The organism is Avibacterium avium (assembly GCF_900454535.1).
Lineage (GTDB): Bacteria > Pseudomonadota > Gammaproteobacteria > Enterobacterales > Pasteurellaceae > Avibacterium > Avibacterium avium.
In genome coordinates this window covers 64,651-85,574 of sequence record NZ_UGSP01000001.1, presented here as the reverse complement: position 1 = coordinate 85,574, position 20,924 = coordinate 64,651, and the positions used below count along the sequence as shown (strand labels likewise).

Annotated in this window: 16 protein-coding genes and 3 tRNA genes; 10 read left to right on the top strand and 9 right to left on the bottom strand. The window is 42.6% G+C overall.

Features of this window, described 5'->3' with window-relative positions; genetic code table 11:
* Positions 1-82 precede the first annotated feature (82 nt).
* Positions 83-1,390, top strand: coding sequence for an ATP-binding protein (locus tag DYC50_RS00415; RefSeq protein ID WP_115248561.1), 1,308 nt, complete (start codon positions 83-85; stop codon positions 1,388-1,390).
* Between the two features lie 47 nt (positions 1,391-1,437).
* Here the strand turns inward: DYC50_RS00415 and DYC50_RS00410 are convergent, their stop codons facing one another.
* From DYC50_RS00410 to zipA, 3 genes are all read right to left on the bottom strand, one after another.
* Positions 1,438-3,309: a monovalent cation:proton antiporter-2 (CPA2) family protein gene (locus DYC50_RS00410; protein ID WP_115248560.1), complete on the bottom strand. Its 1,872-nt coding sequence runs from the start codon at positions 3,307-3,309 to the stop codon at positions 1,438-1,440.
* 275 nt (positions 3,310-3,584) lie between these two features.
* The gene (gene ligA / locus DYC50_RS00405; RefSeq protein ID WP_115248559.1) at positions 3,585-5,609 is read right to left on the bottom strand and encodes an NAD-dependent DNA ligase LigA; all 2,025 of its coding nucleotides are present in this window, start codon (positions 5,607-5,609) and stop codon (positions 3,585-3,587) included.
* 127 nt (positions 5,610-5,736) lie between these two features.
* The gene (gene zipA, locus DYC50_RS00400; RefSeq protein ID WP_115250126.1) at positions 5,737-6,762 is read right to left on the bottom strand and encodes a cell division protein ZipA; all 1,026 of its coding nucleotides are present in this window, start codon (positions 6,760-6,762) and stop codon (positions 5,737-5,739) included.
* A gap of 162 nt (positions 6,763-6,924) precedes the next feature.
* Here zipA and cysZ point away from each other — a divergent pair, with 162 nt between their 5' ends.
* Positions 6,925-7,773 (top strand): sulfate transporter CysZ, encoded by an 849-nt coding sequence (cysZ, locus tag DYC50_RS00395; RefSeq protein WP_115248558.1) that lies wholly within the window; start codon positions 6,925-6,927, stop codon positions 7,771-7,773.
* A 120-nt stretch (positions 7,774-7,893) separates the two neighbouring features.
* The gene (gene cysK / locus DYC50_RS00390) at positions 7,894-8,844 is read left to right on the top strand and encodes a cysteine synthase A (RefSeq protein ID WP_115248557.1); all 951 of its coding nucleotides are present in this window, start codon (positions 7,894-7,896) and stop codon (positions 8,842-8,844) included.
* Positions 8,845-8,919: 75 nt separating this feature from the next.
* On the opposite strand, the gene DYC50_RS00385 is transcribed toward cysK, so the two are convergent.
* From DYC50_RS00385 to DYC50_RS00375, 3 genes are read right to left on the bottom strand one after another with little or no spacing between them, the layout of a single operon-like run.
* On the bottom strand, positions 8,920-9,957 hold the full coding sequence (locus tag DYC50_RS00385) for an ABC transporter ATP-binding protein (protein ID WP_115248556.1): 1,038 nt from the start codon (positions 9,955-9,957) through the stop codon (positions 8,920-8,922).
* Between the two features lie 2 nt (positions 9,958-9,959).
* Positions 9,960-11,615 carry an ABC transporter permease gene (locus DYC50_RS00380; protein WP_115248555.1) on the bottom strand — a complete coding sequence of 552 codons (1,656 nt, stop codon included), beginning with the start codon at positions 11,613-11,615 and terminating at the stop codon, positions 9,960-9,962.
* Between the two features lie 57 nt (positions 11,616-11,672).
* The gene (locus DYC50_RS00375; RefSeq protein WP_115248554.1) at positions 11,673-12,683 is read right to left on the bottom strand and encodes a Fe(3+) ABC transporter substrate-binding protein; all 1,011 of its coding nucleotides are present in this window, start codon (positions 12,681-12,683) and stop codon (positions 11,673-11,675) included.
* 342 nt (positions 12,684-13,025) lie between these two features.
* On the opposite strand from DYC50_RS00375, the gene DYC50_RS00370 reads away from it, so the two are divergent.
* Complete coding sequence (locus DYC50_RS00370; protein WP_017806817.1) at positions 13,026-13,316, top strand: co-chaperone GroES; 291 nt, start codon at positions 13,026-13,028, stop codon at positions 13,314-13,316.
* A 78-nt stretch (positions 13,317-13,394) separates the two neighbouring features.
* Entirely contained in the window at positions 13,395-15,038 is a 1,644-nt protein-coding gene (gene groL, locus DYC50_RS00365; RefSeq protein ID WP_103854190.1) for a chaperonin GroEL, read from the top strand.
* A 103-nt stretch (positions 15,039-15,141) separates the two neighbouring features.
* Here the strand turns inward: groL and DYC50_RS00360 are convergent, their stop codons facing one another.
* On the bottom strand, positions 15,142-15,615 hold the full coding sequence (locus DYC50_RS00360) for a low molecular weight protein-tyrosine-phosphatase (protein WP_115248553.1): 474 nt from the start codon (positions 15,613-15,615) through the stop codon (positions 15,142-15,144).
* On the bottom strand, positions 15,615-16,946 hold the full coding sequence (rimO, locus tag DYC50_RS00355) for a 30S ribosomal protein S12 methylthiotransferase RimO (protein WP_115248552.1): 1,332 nt from the start codon (positions 16,944-16,946) through the stop codon (positions 15,615-15,617). Before rimO ends, DYC50_RS00360 begins: the two co-directional genes overlap by 1 nt.
* A 200-nt stretch (positions 16,947-17,146) precedes the next feature.
* Between rimO and DYC50_RS00350 the strand changes: the two genes are divergently transcribed.
* The 5 genes from DYC50_RS00350 to DYC50_RS00330 all read left to right on the top strand — a co-directional run bounded on the left by DYC50_RS00350 (position 17,147) and on the right by DYC50_RS00330 (position 19,803).
* A complete protein-coding gene (locus DYC50_RS00350; RefSeq protein WP_103854250.1) occupies positions 17,147-17,368 on the top strand; it encodes a YceK/YidQ family lipoprotein in 222 nt (73 codons plus the stop codon).
* Positions 17,365-19,377 (top strand): DNA helicase Rep, encoded by a 2,013-nt coding sequence (rep, locus tag DYC50_RS00345; RefSeq protein WP_115248551.1) that lies wholly within the window; start codon positions 17,365-17,367, stop codon positions 19,375-19,377. Before DYC50_RS00350 ends, rep begins: the two co-directional genes overlap by 4 nt.
* A 111-nt stretch (positions 19,378-19,488) precedes the next feature.
* Positions 19,489-19,578, top strand: a tRNA-Ser gene (locus tag DYC50_RS00340).
* A gap of 10 nt (positions 19,579-19,588) precedes the next feature.
* Positions 19,589-19,665, top strand: a tRNA-Arg gene (locus DYC50_RS00335).
* 61 nt (positions 19,666-19,726) lie between these two features.
* Positions 19,727-19,803, top strand: a tRNA-Arg gene (locus DYC50_RS00330).
* Between the two features lie 104 nt (positions 19,804-19,907).
* On the opposite strand, the gene DYC50_RS00325 is transcribed toward DYC50_RS00330, so the two are convergent.
* Positions 19,908-20,837 (bottom strand): cupin domain-containing protein, encoded by a 930-nt coding sequence (locus tag DYC50_RS00325; RefSeq protein WP_115248550.1) that lies wholly within the window; start codon positions 20,835-20,837, stop codon positions 19,908-19,910.
* Positions 20,838-20,924 lie beyond the last annotated feature (87 nt).

Below are 20,924 nucleotides of genomic sequence, written 5' to 3'. Positions count from 1 at the left end.
AGTGTTTTTTTCTGCTTCTTTTTTCCTTGTAAAAAATCATAACCTACTTAAAATAGCCTATCTTGCTAGGGAGAAAATTTTAATGAAACGCACGATTTTACAAGCCTTAGAAAAATGGAAAGCGAAAACCAACAGAAAGCCTTTAATTATTCAAGGCGCTCGCCAAGTGGGCAAAACTTGGGCAATGAAATATTTTGGTAAACATTATTTTAGCAAAGTAGCTTATGTAAACTTTGATAACAATCCAAGAATGAAAACCCTGTTTTCTAGTGATTTTGATATTAACCGATTGATTTTAGGTTTAAAAATCGAAACTGGTGTTGATATTCAAGCAGAAGATACATTGCTCATTTTTGATGAAATCCAAGAAGTCCCACAAGCGTTAACATCGCTCAAATATTTTTATGAAAATGCACCGCACTTTTATATTATCGCGGCAGGCTCATTACTTGGTGTATCCTTACATCATCAAGTTTCTTTCCCTGTGGGGAAAGTGGATTTTATGCCAATGTATCCTATGCACTTTAGCGAATTTTTGTTGGCATTGGGGCAAGATGATCTTGTTACATTACTCAAAACGCAAGATTGGGCATTAATTTCTGCAATGAAAAGTCGGTATATTGAACTATTACGACAATATTACTTTATTGGTGGAATGCCTGAAGCCGTGCAAACTTTTATTGATACACAAAATTTTGATGCTGTAAGGGAAGTGCAACGTAATTTGCTGATCGCCTATGAGCAAGATTTTTCTAAACATATTCAAGACGGCTATACGGTACAAAAAGTGCGGTCTATTTGGGCATCAATTCCAGAACAATTAGCAAAGGAAAATAAAAAGTTTTTTTATGCCAATCTACAAAAAGGAGCAAGAAGCAAAGATTACGAAATTGCGTTGCAATGGCTAAAAGATAGCGGATTAGTACATTGTGTACAGCGAATTAAAAAGCCACATTTACCGCTTTCAGCCTATCAAGATAATGCATTCAAGCTATATGGCTTAGACGTTGGCTTGCTAGCTGCGCAAAGCCATTTAGATATCAGCACCTTACTTGAAGGCAATCGCATTTTCAGTGAGTTCAAAGGAGCATTGACCGAACAATATGTATTACAGCAATTCATTGCTCAACAGGATAATCCTGTATGCTATTGGGCAACCGAAAAAGGAACGGCGGAGGTCGATTTTGTGATACAGCTGCAACAATCGATCATTCCGATTGAAGTAAAAGCAGAAGAAAATTTGAAGGCAAAAAGCCTACGCGTTTATGTGGAGCAATATAATCCTAAACAGGCTCTGCGCTTTTCTATGGCGGATTATCGCCATCAAGATTGGATAATCAATATTCCTTTGTATGCCGTACAAGAAAGTTTAAATTTACATACGGCATAACCTTTTTATTATAAATAAAGCCGCCAAGCAATATTGACGGCTTTAACTTACTCCCCCGATCGATTCTCTTCCCCTGGTTGCCAATCAACCTTGCCACCTGCGAGCAGGGTGAGCATCATTGATTTGGTTTCTTGTTCGAGTTCTTTGGCGCGGGCGATCATTCGTTCGTTGCTAAATACGGAAATTTCAGGATCGTAAAGGCTTGCCATTTCAGCTAAGCCGTGGCGATCGCGGTGGTAGTAAAATTCCGCAATTTGTTTGGCTTTTTCTTTGTCCATTCCAAGCTGTTCTAAGGCTAAACGGCCGCTTCGGATCGCGGAATCGAAAGTTTCTCGCACAATATTTCTTGCCCCAGCACGGTATAAATCATAAACGTGCAGGCGATCGTAAGCACGGGTGATAATCGGTAAATTCGGGTAAAAGTGATGCGCAAAGTGGGCGATTTGTATGGCTTGTTCTTTGTCATCAAGGGCAATCACTAATAATTTGGCTTTAGCAATGCCTGCAGTTTCCAACAAGTCAGAACGAGAGCCATCTCCAAAATAGGTTTTTAAACCAAAGCGCGATAAGCCTTCCACTAAGGTGGCGTCGTAGTCAATAACCGTAGGCTTGTAGCCGCAACTCATTAACATTCCGCTGATAATTTGCCCGTAACGTCCGTGGCCGATAATGAGTACGTCATTTTGATCTTCAATGGTGTCGTTTTCGCGCTGTTGTTGGTGGCTTGCACGCGGTACGATCAGTTTATCGTAACCAATAAATAAGAAAGGCGTGAGCAACATTGAAATGGCCACGGCAAGTAATAATTTGTCGGTGATTTCTCTTGGTAGAATGCCATTTTGTTGGCTGAAAGAAAGTAGCACAAAACCAAATTCCCCCGCTGGAGCAAGGCTTAGAGCGAATAAATTACGGTTAAGGCGATCCAAGCGAAATATTAACCCCAGCCCCCATAAGACAATGGCTTTGATGAGAATAAATAATAGCGTGATGCCTAAAATCACCGTGAAGTCATTGAATAATAAGCTGAAATTAATATCTGCGCCTACGGTAATGAAAAACAAACCAAGCAATAAGCCTTTGAACGGTTCAAGATTGCTTTCTAGTTCGTGGCGATATTCACTATTTGCCAATACCACGCCCGCCAAGAATGTGCCTAAGGCAGGCGAAAGGCCGATAGCCGACATCATCGCTGCAATGCCGATCACCAATGCTAAGGCAAATGCGGTGAAAATTTCACGGGTTCTTGATGCGGCAATATAGCGGAAAATCGGGCGCGCGAGAAAATAGCCACCAAAGATAATCGAACCAATCACGCTAAAGGTGATCAGGGTTTTGACATAATTATTCACCCCGTCTAATAAATTGTCTGAATGTTGCTCGGCGCTATGCAGACTATCAATCAATTCAGGCGAAGCAAGCATTGGCAAGAACGCTAAAATCGGAATGATGGCAATATCTTGGAATAACAGCACGGAAAAACTGCTTTGCCCCCCAGGGCTATTCAACAAATGCTTTTCCCCCAAGGTTTGCAACACAATCGCAGTGGACGACACTGCCAACACACAGCCAATGGCAATGCTCATTTCCCAGCTAAAATTAAGCAAATGGGCAACCCCTGCAATCGCGCCAATAGATAGAATGACCTGCAAGCCCCCTAAGCCGAGCAACTTAGTGCGTAGCGCCCATAGCATTTTAGGATCAAGCTCTAAACCGATTAAAAATAACATCATCACCACGCCAAATTCAGCAACGTGCTGCACGCGTTCGGTTTCCTGTCCGACTAAGCCTAAAATTGGCCCAATCGCCACCCCTGCCAACAAATAGCCCAGCACTGAACCTAATCCCAAACGTTTGGAAATTGGCACGGCCACCACGGCGGCAAAGAGATAGATAAACGCGGAAGTTAGTAATGATGTCATAATGGATTGCTGCCCTCATAGTGATTGATAAAATAGCATTAAGCCTAGCATAGAATAGATATTTCGCCAAAGATCTGGGCTAAATAAAAAGCTCAAAAAAATATACCGCACTTTTCTAATCAAAGAGAAAATGCTAAATACGCCGCCTGTTTGCGTCCATTGTTATTGTTATCTCTGTTTGGCTTGATAAACGCAATGGTTGAAATCCATTAGAGTAGAAAGAAAGGGAAATGATGAGATAAAAAAGTGCGGTGATTTTTACCGCACTTTTTCCTTTAGTTTATTGTATTTGCTAAGGCTAAAAATTCTTCTTCGGTTAAAATTTTCACGCCTAATTCAAGGGCTTTGTTGAGTTTCGAGCCTGCGTTATCGCCCGCGATTAAATAATCGGTTTTGGCGGAAACGCTGCCAGTAACTTTACTGCCGAGCTGTTGTAATAAGGCTTTGGCATCGTTGCGTGCCATTTGGGTGAGTGTACCAGTGAGCACCACGGTTTTACCTTTTAGTGGATTTTCCCCCACTTCTTGCACTTGCACATCGTCCCAATGTACGCCTTGGCCTATCAAATCGTTTACCACGTCCACATTATGCGGTTCACGCCAAAATACGAAAATGCGATTTGCCACCACTTCGCCCACATCAGGCACTTCTTGCAGCTGCTCAATAGTCGCATTTTTCACCGCGTCTAAATTTTTAAAATGATTGGCTAAATTGAGCGCCGTGGCTTCGCCCACATCGCGAATACCAAGCGCAAAGATAAAACGCGCAAGAGTAGTTTTTTTCGCTTTTTCTAAGCTATTTAACGCATTTTCGGCAGATTTCGGCCCCATTCGCTCTAAACGCATTAGGGTGACTTCATCTAATTTAAACAGATCCGCAGGGGTGTGAATGAGTTCGCGATCTACCAGTTGCTCAATAAGTTTTGCGCCCACGCCGTCAATATCCATCGCTTTACGCGAAACAAAATGTTTGAGTGCTTCTTTGCGCTGTGCTTCGCAAAACAAGCCACCGGTACAACGCGCAACGGCTTCGCCCTCAATACGCACAATCACCGAGCCACACACAGGACAATGCGTAGGGAAAATAATCGGTTTTGCATTGGCTGGACGGCGATCTGCCACTACACCAATAATTTGTGGGATAACGTCCCCTGCGCGGCGGATAATCACGGTGTCGCCAATGGCGATATTCAAACGTTCGATCTCATCGCCGTTATGCAAGGTGGCGTTGCTTACGGTTACGCCTGCCACAAACACAGGTTCAAGTTTTGCCACGGGCGTAATTGCGCCTGTTCTGCCCACCTGAAATTCCACATCGTTTAGCACGGTGAGTTCTTCTTGCGCAGGGAATTTATAGGCAATCGCCCAACGTGGTGCTTTGGAAATAAAACCAAGCTGTTCCTGCAAGGCAATGTCGTTAATTTTCAGCACCGTGCCGTCAATGTCGTAACCTAAATGCGGACGTTTTTCTGCCATAGTGCGGTAGAATTTCAGCACATTTTCCACGCCATTACATAGCTCAATTTCTTTATTAACCGGAATGCCGATGGATTTCAGCCATTGCAAGCGAGCAAAATGGGTATTGGGTAACTGCACGCCTTCTGCCACACCAATACCATAAGCATTGAGCATTAATGGGCGTTGGCGGGTGATTTTGGGATCAAGCTGACGCAAGGATCCTGCCGCCGCATTGCGTGGATTAGCAAAGGTTTTTTCCCCTTTGGCGAGCGCTATTTCATTGAGCTTTTCAAAGCCAGCTTGTGGCATAAATACTTCACCGCGCACCTCTAAACGTGCTGGTGGATTGTCGGTTAAAAGCTGTAACGGAATATTGCGAATGGTGCGAATATTGGCAGTGATGTCCTCGCCTGTTGTGCCATCACCACGGGTTGCCGCTTGGGTTAGCACACCATTTTCATACAAAATACTCACCGCTAAACCGTCTAATTTCGGCTCACAACAGAAAGTTAATGGCTCAGGCAGCACGCCTAAGCGATCTTGGATACGTTTCACGAAAGCATTAAATTCTTCATCAGAAAAAGCGTTATCCAAGGAAAGCATTGGAATTTCGTGGGTTACCTGCGCAAAGCCTGCGAGGGGTTTTGCCCCCACACGTTGGGTGGGCGAGTGGCTGTCGGCAAATTCAGGGTGAGCCTGCTCCAAGGCTTTTAACTGGTGAAATAGACGGTCATATTCTGCATCGGGAATTTTTGGATCGTCCAAAACGTGATACTGATATTCGTGATAGCGCAAGGTTTGGCGTAATTGTTCAATTTGCTGGGCAAGGGTTTGTTCTGTCATCATTAAATTCCTTCTAAAAAATCACCGCACTTTTTCGTTAAAAATTGGCGCTTGTGCAAATAATTAAGGCGGACACAGTGGCCCGCCAGTTGCGATAAAAGAAAGTGTGGTGCTTTTTTCTGTCTTTTTAAGCACTCACTTTAGCCAAATAGGCTTTTTCCGCATTTTCATCAAAAATTTCTTGCTGATCCGTTAGCACAAAGCCACCCAGTTCTTCAGCAAGGGTTTTGGCGGCACGGATCATCATTCGTAAATTGACGAGATCATTACCGTGGGACGGCAGCTGCATAAATAATGCGATGCCTACGGTGTAGAAATCTGCCATATTGTTTGGATCAAAGGTGCCGGGATGTTGAATATTCGCTGCACTGAATAACACAGGGCTTGCTACATTGAGATCAACGTGGCGGTGATAAATTTGGCGGTTGCCAAAAATAAACCCTAAACTATCGAATGCTTTCTCTAATGACAAGCCGTGAAACTCTTTGCCTTCAGGCGAAACCACATACAGCATAATAAAATCTTTCGCGCCTTGATCTTGCTGTTGTGGTTCTTCTTTTTCTGCTGGCTGGACGGAAACATTTTGTTGCACTTCTTCAAATTCCACAATTGGACGCTCACGTTCAATTTGAATAACATTTTCCGTTGGCGTGGCTAAAACTTCCGTTAATTGATGTTCTGCGTGAATACCCTCTTCTGTGTTCACCGTAGATTCAATTTCTGCAATGGTTGCATTAGCTAAATGTTGCGGAGAAGAGTAAGACACCGCAGGCTCAACGCTGGTTTGAACTGGCTGCGGCTCATTTGGCAAACTGATTTTAATCTGATTAATCGCTTGTTCAAAATTTTGCGGTTCTTGCACTTGAGTTTGCTCAAAATAGACCGGCTGATTTTGGTTAAAATCAAGATTTTGCTGCGTTGATGAAATTGGCTCAGGTTGTTGAGTAAATGATTGAGCTGGCTGGGCCATTGGTTCTCTGGTGGCAAAATTAGCCGCGTTGTGTTCTGGCTGGCGTGGAGCGCTTTCTTTGCTAAAGCTATTACTTTTCTCGAAGATCTGTGATTTCTCGCGGCGGTTAGACCAAATGCCGTGCGCCACTAAAGCAACTAATGCTACCACACCAAGAATAATCAAAATTGTATTCAAATCCATTGCGTTATGTTCTCCCATTAAGGATATTGACCAAGTGGAAAAATTGCTGCTAGCTTACCATATTTTGCAAATTCGGTGATATGCAAAAATTGATTTTTTTCACCGCACTTTGTATGCTAAACCGCATTTTTATTTGATTAGAGAGATTTTTTAGGAAAAGTAATGTTGCAAGCAAAGGAACTTAAACAAGGTTTTCACTATTTTGTGATGGGCTGGCATTTGATTACACAAAAAGGCTTAAGACGTTTTGTGATTATGCCAATTTTGCTCAATATTTTATTGCTTTCGGGGCTGTTTTGGCTGTTCATGAGCAATATTGGCGGGCTAATTGATAGCCTGATTAGCTATGTTCCCGATTGGTTAGCGTGGTTAAGTGGCATTTTACTTGCGTTATCCATTTTTATGCTTTTAACCCTATTTTATTTTGCCTTTACCACCCTTTCAGGCTTTATTGCCGCCCCTTTCAACGGCTTGCTCGCAGAAAAAGTGGAGCAAATGCTCACGGGCGAAAATCTCATTGAAATGAGTACAATGGATTTCATCAAAGATATTCCACGAATGTTAGGGCGTGAATGGCAAAAATTATGGTATAGCTTACCAAAACTTATCGCCTTGTTTTTACTAAGTTTTATTCCTGTATTAGGGCAGTCTATCGTGCCTGTGCTGACCTTTTTATTTACTGCGTGGATGATGGCGATCCAATATTGCGATTACCCTTTTGATAACCACAAAATTCCTTTCCATATTATGCGTAATGAATTGGGCGAAACACGCACGCTAAGTTTAACCTTTGGCGGCTTAATTACTTTTTGTACCTTTGTGCCAATCATCAATTTGGTGATTATTCCTGTGGCAGTATGCGGTGCAACGGCAATGTGGGTGGAAAAATATCGCGATAACGCCTTATTTGAATTTAAACCGCATCATAAATCGACACAAAATAGTCGCACGAAAATTGTCAATAATCAGCGAGATGCGTTAAAAAATCACTCAGATCGCTTTATTAACTAATTGAAATTAAAGCCTAAATAGCCGTTAGTTATAAAATATAGCAAACGGCTATTTTTTATTGCCGAAAAACTATGCTAAAAATGACCGCACTTTTAATTCAAATTTAAACAGGTGAACACAATGACAATTTATAGCGATAATTCTTATTCCATCGGACGCACCCCCTTAGTCCGCCTTAAACATTTTGGCAACAATGGCAATCTTGTGGTGAAAATCGAAGGGCGTAACCCAAGTTTTAGCGTGAAATGTCGCATTGGTGCGAATATGATCTGGCAAGCGGAAAAAGACGGTATTCTCACCAAAGACAAAGAAATTGTTGATGCCACCAGCGGTAACACAGGGATTGCCTTAGCCTATGTGGCAGCGGCTCGAGGCTACAAATTGACCCTTACAATGCCTGAAACAATGAGTTCCGAGCGTAAGCGTTTATTGAGAGGCTTGGGCGTTAATCTTGTGCTAACAGAGGGCGCAAAAGGAATGAAAGGGGCAATCGCGAAAGCCGAAGAAATCCTTGCGAGCGATCCGAATCGTTATGTGATGCTCAAACAATTTGAAAACCCCGCCAACCCAGATATTCACCGCCAAACTACTGGGGTAGAAATTTGGAATGATACGGACGGAAAAATCGATGTGTTGGTCGCTGGCGTGGGAACAGGCGGCACAATCACAGGGCTCTCTCGAGCCATCAAACTTGATAAAGGCAAACAAATTCTTTCTGTTGCCGTTGAGCCTGAAGAAAGCCCAGTGATCACACAAACCTTAAATGGCGAAGAAGTGAAACCCGGCCCGCATAAAATTCAAGGCATCGGCGCAGGATTTATCCCAAAAAATCTCGATCTTTCCTTAATCGATCGCGTAGAACGCGTGGATAGCGAAACCGCTATTGCCACCGCGCGCCGTCTAATGGCGGAAGAAGGAATTCTAGCCGGCATTTCATCGGGGGCTGCAGTAGCCGCGGCCGATCGCCTTGCCAAATTACCCGAATTTGCCGATAAACTGATTGTCGCCATTCTCCCTTCCGCCGCAGAGCGTTATTTAAGCACCGCATTGTTTGAAGGAATTGAAGGTTAAGCAGAAAATAACACAACAGTGCCTTGTATTTTTAGTCTAAATGCAAGGCACTACAATGAGGAATGAATGTTCCTTTTATTCACCAACCATTTCGCTAAATAACAACGGTGTAAAGCCATTTTTTAAGTCAATTTGCACCGCACTATGTAAGGGAAATTCGTGTTGGCTAATCACATTTAAAGACTGTCCTGCCACTTCCACTTGATATTTATAATAAGCGCCTAGAAAGCGTTGTTGGCGAATAATACCGTTGGCTTGTGTTGGGGTATCTGCCACGCGTAATTGTAGCTGTTCGGGGCGGATTGCGAGATAGTTCGGTGCTTGTTGCGATTGATGGGGGGAACACAAATGCAGGCCAAGTAGCGATTGGCAACGCTGATCATCAATGGGCTGGCAAGGCAGATAATTCATTTCCCCCAAAAAGTTAGCAACAAAAGGGCTGTTTGGCTGTTGGTAAACGGTACTTGGCGCGCCGATTTGACAGATTTTTCCTTGGTTCATTACCGCTAATTTATCCGCAAAGAGAAAGGCTTCTTCTTTGCTATGGGTAACGAAAATGGCGGGAATATGCTGTTGTTTTAGAATATGGCGAATTTCTTCGATCATTTGATGGCGAACTTGGCTGTCAATGTTAGAAAAAGGCTCATCAAGCAATAATAATTTGGGCTGACAAGCTAGCGCGCGGGCAATGGCAACGCGCTGTTGCTGACCACCTGAAAGCTCGTGGGGATAGCGTTTTTCTAAACCTTGTAAATGCACAAGTGCGGTCATTTTTTGTAAGTTTTTTGTTTGCTCGCTTTTATTTATTTGATGCAACCCAAATAGAATATTTTCCGCCACGGTTAAATGGGGAAAAAGTGCATAATCTTGAAAGATCAGCCCTATTTCTCGCTCATTCGCCTCAAAATGTTGAATTTCTTTATCTTGCAAACGAATATTACCTGCACTCAGCGGAATTAATCCTGCAACGGCTTTGAGCAAGGTGGTTTTTCCGCAGCCACTTGCACCGAGCAGACACACAATATCATCATTTTCAATGGAGAGATTAAGATCTTGCAAAATGGGCTGATTGTTATAGCAGCAGGTTAAATGGGTAATATCTAAAGTATTCATTATTAAGCTTTTTTCCCTGATTGCAGTAAAGAACGAGTTAAAATCAACACGGGAATAATCCCCACTAAAATAAGCACTAAGGCGGGTAAGGCGGCGCGTTCAAGCTGTTCATCTGAAGTAAAGGTGAAAACGTGGGTGGCGAGCGTATCAAAATTAAACGGACGCAACAATAAAGACGCATTGAGTTCTTTCATACTTTCAATAAAAACCAGCAATAATGCAGTGAAAATGCCTTTACGCATTAGGGGCAAGTGAATTTTGCGCCAAATTCCCCAAGATTTATAGCCTAACATTCTGCCTGCCATATCTAAAGACGGCGGAATTTGACTCAAGCTAGTTTCTAAGCTGCCCAAAGCCATTGCCGAAAAGCGGATTACATAAGCGGATACCAAGGCGAAAATGGAGCCTGAAAATACCAAGCCAAGCATTGGCAAATCAAGCCATTTTAACAAGCGGTTAAGTTGATGATCGGCAAAGGTAAAAGGAATTAACAAGCCGATTGCCAAAACTGTCCCGGGAATAGCGTAACCTAGCGCAGAAAAGCGCACGACTATTTTGGCCAAAGGCGTTGGGCGTAACCTTGCCCAAAAGTGCATTAATAATGCTAAGCATACGCAGATGATCATTGCTAGCCCAGAAACTAGCAAGCTGTTTTGGCTATATTGCCAGAAATCCGCTGTCCACGCTTGTTCAAAATAGATAATTGACCAATAACTTAGCTGAAAGAGCGGGATAAAAAATGCAAGAATAATTAACAGTGTGCTGAATAACAGTAAGCCCCAGCCTAGTCCATTAAGCCGTTGGGTTTGCGCAGGGCGCTGTCCTGAACGTTGATAATAGCGCTGCTGGCGGCGTGCATAACGTTCAATGCTGATAAATAGCACTAACAACCCGAGCATAAACAGAGAAATCTGCGCTGCGGCTTGCAAATCGCCAAAGCCAAGCCAAGTGTCGTAAATCGCCGTAGTGAGTGAAGGAATGGCAAAAAACGCTACCGTGCCAAAATCGCCCAAGGTTTCCATTGCCACCAAAGCACAACCCACCGCAATAGCTGGTCGGATAAGGGCAAAGGTAATTTTGTAAAACACACGCCAACGGCTTGCGCCCAATAGTTTTGCGCTTTGCTGTAAATTGTCGCCTTGCTCCATCAACGCCATTCTGACTAATAAGAAAATATAAGGATACAACGACAACGCCAAAATAAAGCAAGCGCCGCCTAGGCTACGAATGGAAGGAAACCAATAATCTTGCTTGCTTTGCCAATCAAACCAAGTGCGTAAACTTTGTTGCACGATGCCGGGATAGTCTAAAAAATCCGTGTAAAGATAGGCAGATAAATACGCAGGAATGGCAAGGGGCAGGCAAAGTAACCATTGCAACAGCGTTTTGCCAACAAAATGATAACGCGACACCAAAAATGCGCAGGGCAAGGCAAAGCATAAACTGAGCGCAGTTGTGCCGAATACTAAGCTTAGAGAATTGAATAAATAGTCGGTAAACACCGTTTGCCATAAATGTTGCAAACTGTGCAATGAGCCTTCAAACGCCGAAAACAACAAGGCGATAATCGGCAGCAAGAAGAACCCCAATACCGCCAATAATGCGATAAGTGCGGTGCTTTTTGCGAAAAAATTTTTGTGTTTTGCGGAATTATCCATAATCAAAATAAAACTAGCCTATCCCTGATGGGTATAGGCTAGCATAGATTGGATCTATTACAGATCAAATTTTACTTCATCGATTAATTTCAACGCATTTTCATAGTTTTCTGCGATTTTTTCTAATGGCAAATCATCTTGTTTAAATTCACCCCAAGATTGTACCAATTTAGATTTTTGTACAGAGGGTTTTACTGGATATTCGTGGTTCAATTCAGCATAAAGATGCTGTGCTTTGTCGCCACTTAAAAATTCCACTAATTTCACCGCGTTGTCTTTATTTGGTGCATATTTTGCCACTACCACACCGCTGATGTTCATATGTGTTCCCACGGTTTCTTGGTTTGGATAGTTGATATAAGCCGCTTCCGCCCAGCTTTTTTGTTTTTCATCTTCCAGCATTTTGCCGTAATAATAGCTATTGCCTAATGAATAATCGCACACGCCTTCTTTAATGGCTTTCACTTGATCACGGTCGCCACCCTGTGGTTTTTGTGCCAAGTTCGCTTTTAATCCTGTTAAGAAATCTTTGGCTTTTTCTACGCCATCGTGAGCAATCATTGAAGCAATTAACGAAACATTGTAAGAATGTTTGCCTGAACGCACACAGACTTTGCCTTTTAATTCTGGTTTGGCTAAATCATAGTAAGTGAAGCTTGCTGGCAATTTACCCACGCGATCTTTCGATGAATACACTACGCGCGCACGGCTAGTCAGCGCAAACCATTTGCCTTGGCTATCACGGAATTGTGCGGGAATGTTGCTATCTAACACCTTGGATTGAATAGGCTGTGCCAAGCCCGCATTCACAATTTCCATCACGCGGCTAATATCCACAGTTAATAGCACATCAGCCGGGCTAAGCTCGCCTTCTCGTTTCACACGCTCAACAAGCCCTTTATCCGCATAAATAAAGTTTACTTTCACCCCCGTTTCTTGCTCAAATTGTTTTAAAATCGGCTCAATGAGGTAAGGTTGACGGTAAGAATAGACATTCACTTCGTTGGCGGCGAAAGCAGGCGCTGCAAACGTGGTTAATAAGGCCAAAGCAGATAATGTTTTTTTCATTGCACGTTCTCCGTGGTTAAAGTTGAGTGATTGGTTAAAATCTCTGCGTTTTTGCACCGTACTTTGCGTAGAAAATAGAATTTCTCCTTTTGAATTCAGTGAAAAACGCCTGTTAAATTTAGCTGAAACTTTTTAGCCAAGCTTTGTTTTAGCTAGCATTGACTTTACCGAAAAAAATACGATAAGTAAATAAAAATTATTCTCATCTTTATCTCAAAAGTGCGGGGCTTTTTTACCTATTTTTGCAAAAAATTTTTTGCTATTCTCTTGAAAGGAAAAAATCCTGCCCCATATTGAAGATACTTTTTTGTTTTAAAACCTCAACTTAAGAAGGAAATTACAATGAATATTCGTCCATTACACGATCGTGTGATCATCAAACGTGAAGAAGTGGAAACCCTTTCTGCTGGTGGTATTGTTTTAACAGGTTCAGCAGCAACCAAATCAACCCGTGCTAAAGTGCTTGCCGTGGGCAAAGGTCGCATTTTAGAAAACGGCACAGTATTGCCTTTAGATGTAAAAGTTGGCGACACCATTATCTTCAATGATGGCTATGGCGTGAAAGCGGAAAAAATTGATGGCGAAGAAGTGTTAATCATTTCTGAAAGCGATATTTTAGCTATCGTAGAATAATCCCAAATCAATCATCAAAAAGTGCGGTTATTTTTCACCGCACTTTTAGCAAAATTAATTATTAAGAAGGAATAAAAAATGGCAGCAAAAGACGTTAAATTTGGCAATGATGCTCGCGTAAAAATGCTTAACGGCGTAAACATTCTTGCAGACGCAGTGAAAGTAACCCTTGGCCCGAAAGGTCGTAATGTAATTTTAGACAAAGCCTTTGGCGCACCAACGATCACGAAAGACGGCGTATCCGTTGCGCGTGAAATCGAATTAGAAGATAAATTTGAAAATATGGGCGCACAAATGGTGAAAGAAGTGGCCTCTAAAGCCAATGACGCGGCAGGGGACGGTACAACAACGGCAACCGTATTAGCCCAAGCTATCGTAAACGAAGGCTTAAAAGCCGTGGCTGCGGGAATGAACCCGATGGATTTAAAACGCGGTATTGATAAAGCCGTGAGTGCTGTTGTGGCTGAATTAAAAGCCCTTTCTAAACCGTGCGAAAGCTCAAAAGAAATTGAACAAGTGGGCACAATTTCAGCAAACTCAGACAATGTAGTCGGTAAACTTATTGCTGAAGCAATGGAAAAAGTGGGCAAAGAAGGTGTGATCACCGTAGAAGACGGCACAGGTTTAGAAGATGAATTAGCAGTGGTTGAAGGTATGCAATTCGATCGCGGTTACCTTTCACCTTATTTCATCAACAAACCAGAATCTGCAACCGTAGAATTTGACAATCCGTTCATTCTTTTAGTGGACAAAAAAATCTCTAACATTCGTGAATTATTGCCAGTGTTAGAAGCTGTTGCGAAAGCAGGTAAACCATTGTTAATTATCGCTGAAGATGTGGAAGGCGAAGCCCTTGCGACCTTGGTGGTAAACACAATGCGTGGTATCGTGAAAGTGGCTGCGGTAAAAGCACCGGGCTTTGGTGATCGCCGTAAAGCAATGTTGCAAGATATTGCGATTTTAACCGCTGGTACTGTGATTTCTGAAGAAATCGGTATGGAGTTAGAAAAAGCGACTTTAGAAGATTTAGGTCAAGCGAAACGTGTTGTGATCAACAAAGACAACACAACCATTATTGACGGCGTGGGCGAAGAAGCGCAAATCAAAGGCCGTGTGGCACAAATTCGTCAGCAAATTGAAGAAAGCACTTCAGATTACGACAAAGAAAAATTACAAGAACGCGTGGCTAAATTAGCTGGCGGTGTGGCTGTAATTAAAGTGGGTGCGGCAACTGAAGTTGAAATGAAAGAGAAAAAAGATCGCGTTGAAGATGCTTTACACGCAACTCGTGCAGCTGTGGAAGAAGGTATCGTAGCTGGTGGTGGTGTTGCCTTAATCCGCGCGGCAACCAAAGTGGCAGCAAGCTTAAAAGGCGATAATGAAGAGCAAAACGTGGGTATCAAACTTGCCTTGCGTGCAATGGAAGCCCCATTACGCCAAATCGTTACCAACGCTGGGGAAGAAGCCTCTGTGGTGGCAAGTGCGGTGAAATCGGGTGAAGGAAACTTCGGTTACAACGCGGGTTCTGAGCAATATGGCGATATGCTTGAAATGGGTATCTTAGATCCAACCAAAGTAACCCGTTCAGCCCTTCAATTCGCTGCCTCTATTGCGGGATTAATGATTACCACCGAAGCAATGGTTACCGAAATTCCAAAAGAAGATAAAGCAGACCTAGGCGCTGGTATGGGCGGTATGGGTGGAATGGGCGGTATGATGTAATTCATCGTCTATCCTTTGACCAATAAAAAACCTGTTGTGGATTTCCGCAACAGGTTTTTTGTTATCTTACCGTTATGATTCTGGCTAAATTGATTCTTCTTACCTATGAGATTGAATGCACTAAACGAATTTTAGCAAGCAATGCCTCACAACATTGATCCAATAATTCATAAGTTTGCTCGAAATTTTTGGTGTACCAAGGATCGGGGATATGATCGATGCCAAGGTTTGGACAAAGTTGGGTGATTTGAAATAATTTTTCAGGGTAATGCCCAAATAATTTTTCCAAATCCGCTAAATTTTGATTGTCCATTGCAATCAGATAATCAAAATCCTGACAATCTTTTGACCGCACTTTTCGGCTAGTAAAGCCTTTATTATCAATATGATGTAATTCAAGGGTTTCTGCTGTGCCACAGTGCATATCTTCGCCATCGTGCCAGCCTGATGTTCCCGCACTATCGCAGAGGATTTTATCGGCTAGCCCCGCTTGTTTCACTTTTTCGCGGAAAAGATATTCTGCCATTGGGGAACGGCAGATGTTCCCCAAGCAGACAAAAAGCACCTTCACTGTCATTAGCTCGTTCCCCATAAATCATATTCATCGGCTTGCGTAATGGTAACGTTAATCACCTGTCCCACACTCACCGCTTGGTTTGACAGGTTATCCACATAAACCACGCCATCAATTTCTGGTGCGTCTGCCATTGAGCGTCCGATAATGCCCTCTTCGTCAATTTCGTCCACAATCACTGGCAGCGTTTTGCCAATTTTTTGTTGTAAACGCTGTGCGGAAATGGCTTGTTGCACTTGCATAAAGCGATGGAAGCGTTCTTCTTTTACCTCTTCTGGCACTTGATCTGGCATATCTGTGGCGACCGCACCTTCTACCGGGCTAAATTTAAAACAGCCAACACGATCTAATTGTGCTTCTTGCAAGAAATCTAAAAGCTGTTGGAAATCTTCTTCCGTTTCCCCTGGGAAACCCACAATAAAGGTAGAACGCAAGGTTAATTCAGGGCAAATTTCACGCCATTTTTTAATTCGTTCAAGGGTGCGATCGATTGAACCGGGGCGTTTCATCGCTTTGAGAATTTTCGGGCTGGCGTGTTGTAATGGAATATCCAAGTACGGCAAAATTTTGCCCTCCGCCATTAATGGAATCAAATTATCCACGTGCGGATAAGGATACACATAATGCAAACGCACCCAAATGCCTAAGGTGGCCAACTGTTCGCACAGGCTGATGAGATTGTTTTTAATCGGCTTACCGTTCCAGAAAACCGTTTTATTTTGATTTTCTTTGCTTTGATCTAAAGAATAAGCAGAGGTATCTTGCGACACGATAAGCAACTCTTTTACGCCCGCATCGGCAAGGCGTTTGGCTTCATCTAACACTTGCGTAATCGGGCGGCTATCTAAATCCCCACGCATTGAGGGGATAATGCAGAACGTACAACGATGATCGCAACCTTCAGAAATTTTCAAATAGGCATAATGCTTCGGCGTAAGTTTTACGCCTTGCGCTGGTACAAGGCTAACATAAGGATTGTGGGCAGGCTTCGGCACATATTTATGCACTTGCTCCATCACCGCTTCATAGCTATGTGGGCCTGTCACTTCCAGCACTTTTGGGTGAACTTCACGAATGCGATCTTCTTTCGCCCCCAAACAGCCCGTAACGATCACCTTGCCATTTTCTTCCAATGCCTCGCCGATGGCTTCTAAAGATTCCTGCACCGCACTGTCAATAAATCCGCAGGTATTGACGATCACTAAATCGGCATTTTCATAACTCGGAATAATGTTATATCCGTCAGAACGCAACTCCGTTAAAATACGCTCTGAATCCACTAAATTCTTAGGACAACCTAAGCTAATAAAACCAATATTTGGCGCTGAACTCATACAATAATCTCAATAATCACTCAAAACGGTGCATTGTACAAAATTCGTATGCAAAAGGCGATAAGTGCGGGGAAATTTCGCGGAAAAAAGCACCGCACTTGTAAAGATAAATTGACCAATCCCTGATCCTAATTTTACTTTTCGTTGTATTCCCCCTAGATCTTTCTCTATAATGCCTCAAACATTAAATTTAGGACATTATGAAAAAAATAGCGATAATTTCCACCGCACTTTTATTATTAAGTGGTTGTGGCACGGTGGTGAAATTGGTTGATCCTACCGAACCTTATGAAAGTTATGCAGGCACAAAATACGATTGGGAAATGACCCAAAAGTGGGGGCTGCCAATTTTAGACTTGCCGTTATCTTTTTTATTAGACACCGCATTATTGCCCTATGCGTGGGCGGAAGAATCGAAATGAAATTAAACGCACAGCAACAACAAGCCGTTCATTATGTGTCTGGGCCTTGCTTGGTTTTGGCGGGCGCTGGCTCGGGCAAAACACGGGTAATCATTAATAAAATTGCCCATTTGATCGCAAATTGTGGCTATTCTGCCAAGCACATTGCAGCGGTAACCTTTACCAATAAAGCCGCACGCGAAATGAAAGAGCGGGTGGCACATTCCATCGGTAAAGATCAAAGCCGTGGCTTGACGATCTCCACTTTTCACACCCTTGGTTTCGACATTGTAAAGCGTGAACATAAGCATTTAGGGCTCAAATCGGCCATTACGTTGTTTGATGATTCCGATCAAATGGCGTTATTGAAAGAATTAACCAAAGATCTGCTACAAGAAGATAAAGATCTGTTGAAAGCCTTGATGACACGGATTTCACGTTGGAAAAATGATCTTATTTTGCCTGCGCAAGCTCTTGCTACGGCACGAGATCCACAAGAACAGACCTTTGCGCAATGCTATCAACGTTATACCACGCAGTTGCGTGCTTATAATGCACTAGATTTTGATGATTTAATTATGCAGCCAACTTTGTTGTTACGCGCAAATGCAGAAGTGCGGTCAAAATGGCAGGCAAAAATTCGCTATTTGCTGGTGGACGAATATCAAGACACCAACACCAGCCAATATGAATTAATCAAATTGTTGGTGGGCGAAGCGGCGCGATTTACCGTGGTGGGAGATGACGATCAATCTATCTATTCTTGGCGTGGGGCAAAACCGCAAAATATGGCGCGCCTGAAAAATGATTTTCCGCAACTAGAAGTGATTAAACTTGAGCAGAATTACCGTTCCACAGGACGCATTTTGCATTGCGCCAATATTTTGATTGCCAATAACGATCACGTTTTTGACAAAAAATTATTTTCCACCTTAGGCGAAGGGGAAAAATTGCAGGTGATTGAAGCAAAAAATGAGGAACACGAAGCCGAGCGCGTGGTGGGTGAACTTATCGCCCATCGCTTTATGCGCAAAACCAAATACCGTGATTACGCCATTTTGTATCGTGGCAACCACCAATCACGCTTGTTTGAAAAAGTGCTAATGCAAAACCGTATTCCTTATAAAATTTCGGGTGGCTCGTCTTTTTTCTCAAGGGCAGAAATTAAAGATATGATGGCGTATTTGCGCGTGTTGGTGAATCAAGATGATGATGCCGCGCTGTTACGTATTATCAATACGCCAAAACGAGAAATCGGCACGGCAACCCTTGAAAAGCTCGGTTCGTTGGCATCGGAAAAACAGATTAGTTTATTTGAAGCGATTTTTGATTTTGAATTAATTCAACGCGTTACCCCCAAAGCCTATAACGCCTTACAACATTTTGCGCGCTGGATTGTGGAACTCAATGATGAAATTTTGCGTGCTGAGCCAGAAGATGCCATTCGCCGAATGTTGAGCCAATTGCATTACGAAGAATATCTTTACGAAACCGCGACTTCACCGAAAATGGCGGAAGTGCAAAGTAAAAATGTGGCGACCTTATTCCAATGGGTGGCAGAAATGCTCAAAGGCGATGAGTTTAATGAGCCGATGATGCTCAACCAAGTAGTCGCGCGCTTAACTTTGCGTGATATGCTAGAACGTGGTGAAGAAGATGATGAAAGCGATCAGGTGCAACTGATGACCCTGCACGCGTCAAAAGGGCTGGAATTTCCCCACGTTTTCTTAGTGGGAATGGAAGAAAATATCCTGCCGCACCAAACTAGCATTGATGAAGATAATGTGGAAGAAGAGCGCCGTTTAGCCTATGTAGGCATTACACGCGCGCAACAAACGCTGACCTTTTCCTTATGTAAAGAGCGGCGACAATTTGGCGAAATTTTTAAACCAACGCCAAGCCGCTTTTTAGAGGAATTACCGCCAGATGATGTGCAATGGGAAAAAGATAAGCCTGCATTGAGCCAAGCAGAAAAAAATGCGCGAACCGAACAGCACGTTAATAATGTACTGGCAATTTTAGATGGTTAAGAATAGATTTCACCTTAGCTGTTGATAAATCAGACAAACGAAACATTATTTATAAAAATCGTTTGACTTATGCAAGTTCAATCCGTATTATACGCCGCACAAACCGATTGCGGTGAGATGGCCGAGAGGCTGAAGGCGCACCCCTGCTAAGGGTGTATAGGGGAAACTCTATCGAGGGTTCGAATCCCTCTCTCACCGCCATTTACTCAGGGCATCCGTAGCTCAGCTGGATAGAGTACTCGGCTACGAACCGAGCGGTCAGAGGTTCGAATCCTCTCGGATGCGCCATTTTATTGCACTCTACAATAAAATTAAAATGATTAAATGACAGGTTAGCAAATTCAAATACGCACCCGTAGCTCAGCTGGATAGAGTACTCGGCTACGAACCGAGCGGTCAGAGGTTCGAATCCTCTCGGGTGCGCCATTTTAATCATTTCCTTTTTTCATATAAGAATTTCTTTTTTTATTAAATAAATTTGATATTTAGCTGAAAATTGTAATTTTCTAGGTAAAATCTTATTAGTATTTTCAAGCGTTATTATTTTTATTTTCTTGTTCCCCTTTCCTGTACCTATTCGGTGAAATTCCATAATGTTGTTTAAATGCGCGGCTGAAGTAGGCTTCGGATTGGTAGCCGACATCTAAGGCAATGGCAAGAATATTTTTCTGGGTGGATTTAAGTAGCATTGAGGCTTGTTGCATTCGTATTTGAGTCAGAAATTTACCTGGGGTGATCGCCATTATTTTTTGGAATACGCGGATAAAATTGGCGCGCGACATATTGGCCAGTTGCGCAAGATTTTCCATATTCCAGTCAAAGGCTGGCTTTTCTAAAATATGTTCGATAACAGGCGCGAGCTTTTTATCTTGCAAACCTGCTAGCAAACCCATTTGAGCGGTTTTATCTTGCATATATTGGCGTAAAATATCACAAAAAAGCACCGCACATAGTGCATTGATCACGGATTTCCCGCCTAATTGCTTTTTATCTTGTGCAATTTCCAAACGAAACAAGTCGATCAATTTTTCTAAGCTTGGTGTGCGGGTAGAAAGGTGCAAAAAGTGCGGTAATATTTTGAACAAAATTGATTGTTTATCGTAATAAAATGCGCCGCAAAACATTTCAAAATCTGCTTGAGATACAACATTAGTCGCAAGTTGCCAAGCTTGTTTTTCTTCATCTGTTTTCTCAATTTGCTTAGCGTGCGCCTGTTGAAAATCTTTACTTTGAATATAATGCTCATCACCAGTGGGGAGAAAAATGAGATCCCCTTCTTGCAAATGAAGGGTTTGATCTTGCATAAATAACTGGCATTCTCCACGCGAAATAATGTGAAAAACCCCCATATTTTGCACCGCACTTGGTTGATACGCTCGCCAATTTCCTTGAAATAAACAATGGGTGTGAATTTCTCCCTCAATTTGAGCTAATTCGATTAAGTGATCCAGTGCGTCCATATTACTCTCTCCTAAAAACGCTTATCATAAAGCATTATTTTAGACTTTTTAACTGATTTTTGCGTTTATTTATTAAGAATGTCCGAA

Coding starts and splice junctions, on each gene's coding strand:
- DYC50_RS00415 (WP_115248561.1), top strand. CDS start 83: ATGAAACGCACGATTTTACAAGCCTTAGAAAAATGGAAAGCGAAAACC.
- DYC50_RS00410 (WP_115248560.1), bottom strand. CDS start 3,309: ATGACATCATTACTAACTTCCGCGTTTATCTATCTCTTTGCCGCCGTG.
- ligA (WP_115248559.1), bottom strand. CDS start 5,609: ATGACAGAACAAACCCTTGCCCAGCAAATTGAACAATTACGCCAAACC.
- zipA (WP_115250126.1), bottom strand. CDS start 6,762: ATGGATTTGAATACAATTTTGATTATTCTTGGTGTGGTAGCATTAGTT.
- cysZ (WP_115248558.1), top strand. CDS start 6,925: ATGTTGCAAGCAAAGGAACTTAAACAAGGTTTTCACTATTTTGTGATG.
- cysK (WP_115248557.1), top strand. CDS start 7,894: ATGACAATTTATAGCGATAATTCTTATTCCATCGGACGCACCCCCTTA.
- DYC50_RS00385 (WP_115248556.1), bottom strand. CDS start 9,957: ATGAATACTTTAGATATTACCCATTTAACCTGCTGCTATAACAATCAG.
- DYC50_RS00380 (WP_115248555.1), bottom strand. CDS start 11,615: ATGGATAATTCCGCAAAACACAAAAATTTTTTCGCAAAAAGCACCGCA.
- DYC50_RS00375 (WP_115248554.1), bottom strand. CDS start 12,683: ATGAAAAAAACATTATCTGCTTTGGCCTTATTAACCACGTTTGCAGCG.
- DYC50_RS00370 (WP_017806817.1), top strand. CDS start 13,026: ATGAATATTCGTCCATTACACGATCGTGTGATCATCAAACGTGAAGAA.
- groL (WP_103854190.1), top strand. CDS start 13,395: ATGGCAGCAAAAGACGTTAAATTTGGCAATGATGCTCGCGTAAAAATG.
- DYC50_RS00360 (WP_115248553.1), bottom strand. CDS start 15,615: ATGACAGTGAAGGTGCTTTTTGTCTGCTTGGGGAACATCTGCCGTTCC.
- rimO (WP_115248552.1), bottom strand. CDS start 16,946: ATGAGTTCAGCGCCAAATATTGGTTTTATTAGCTTAGGTTGTCCTAAG.
- DYC50_RS00350 (WP_103854250.1), top strand. CDS start 17,147: ATGAAAAAAATAGCGATAATTTCCACCGCACTTTTATTATTAAGTGGT.
- rep (WP_115248551.1), top strand. CDS start 17,365: ATGAAATTAAACGCACAGCAACAACAAGCCGTTCATTATGTGTCTGGG.
- DYC50_RS00325 (WP_115248550.1), bottom strand. CDS start 20,837: ATGGACGCACTGGATCACTTAATCGAATTAGCTCAAATTGAGGGAGAA.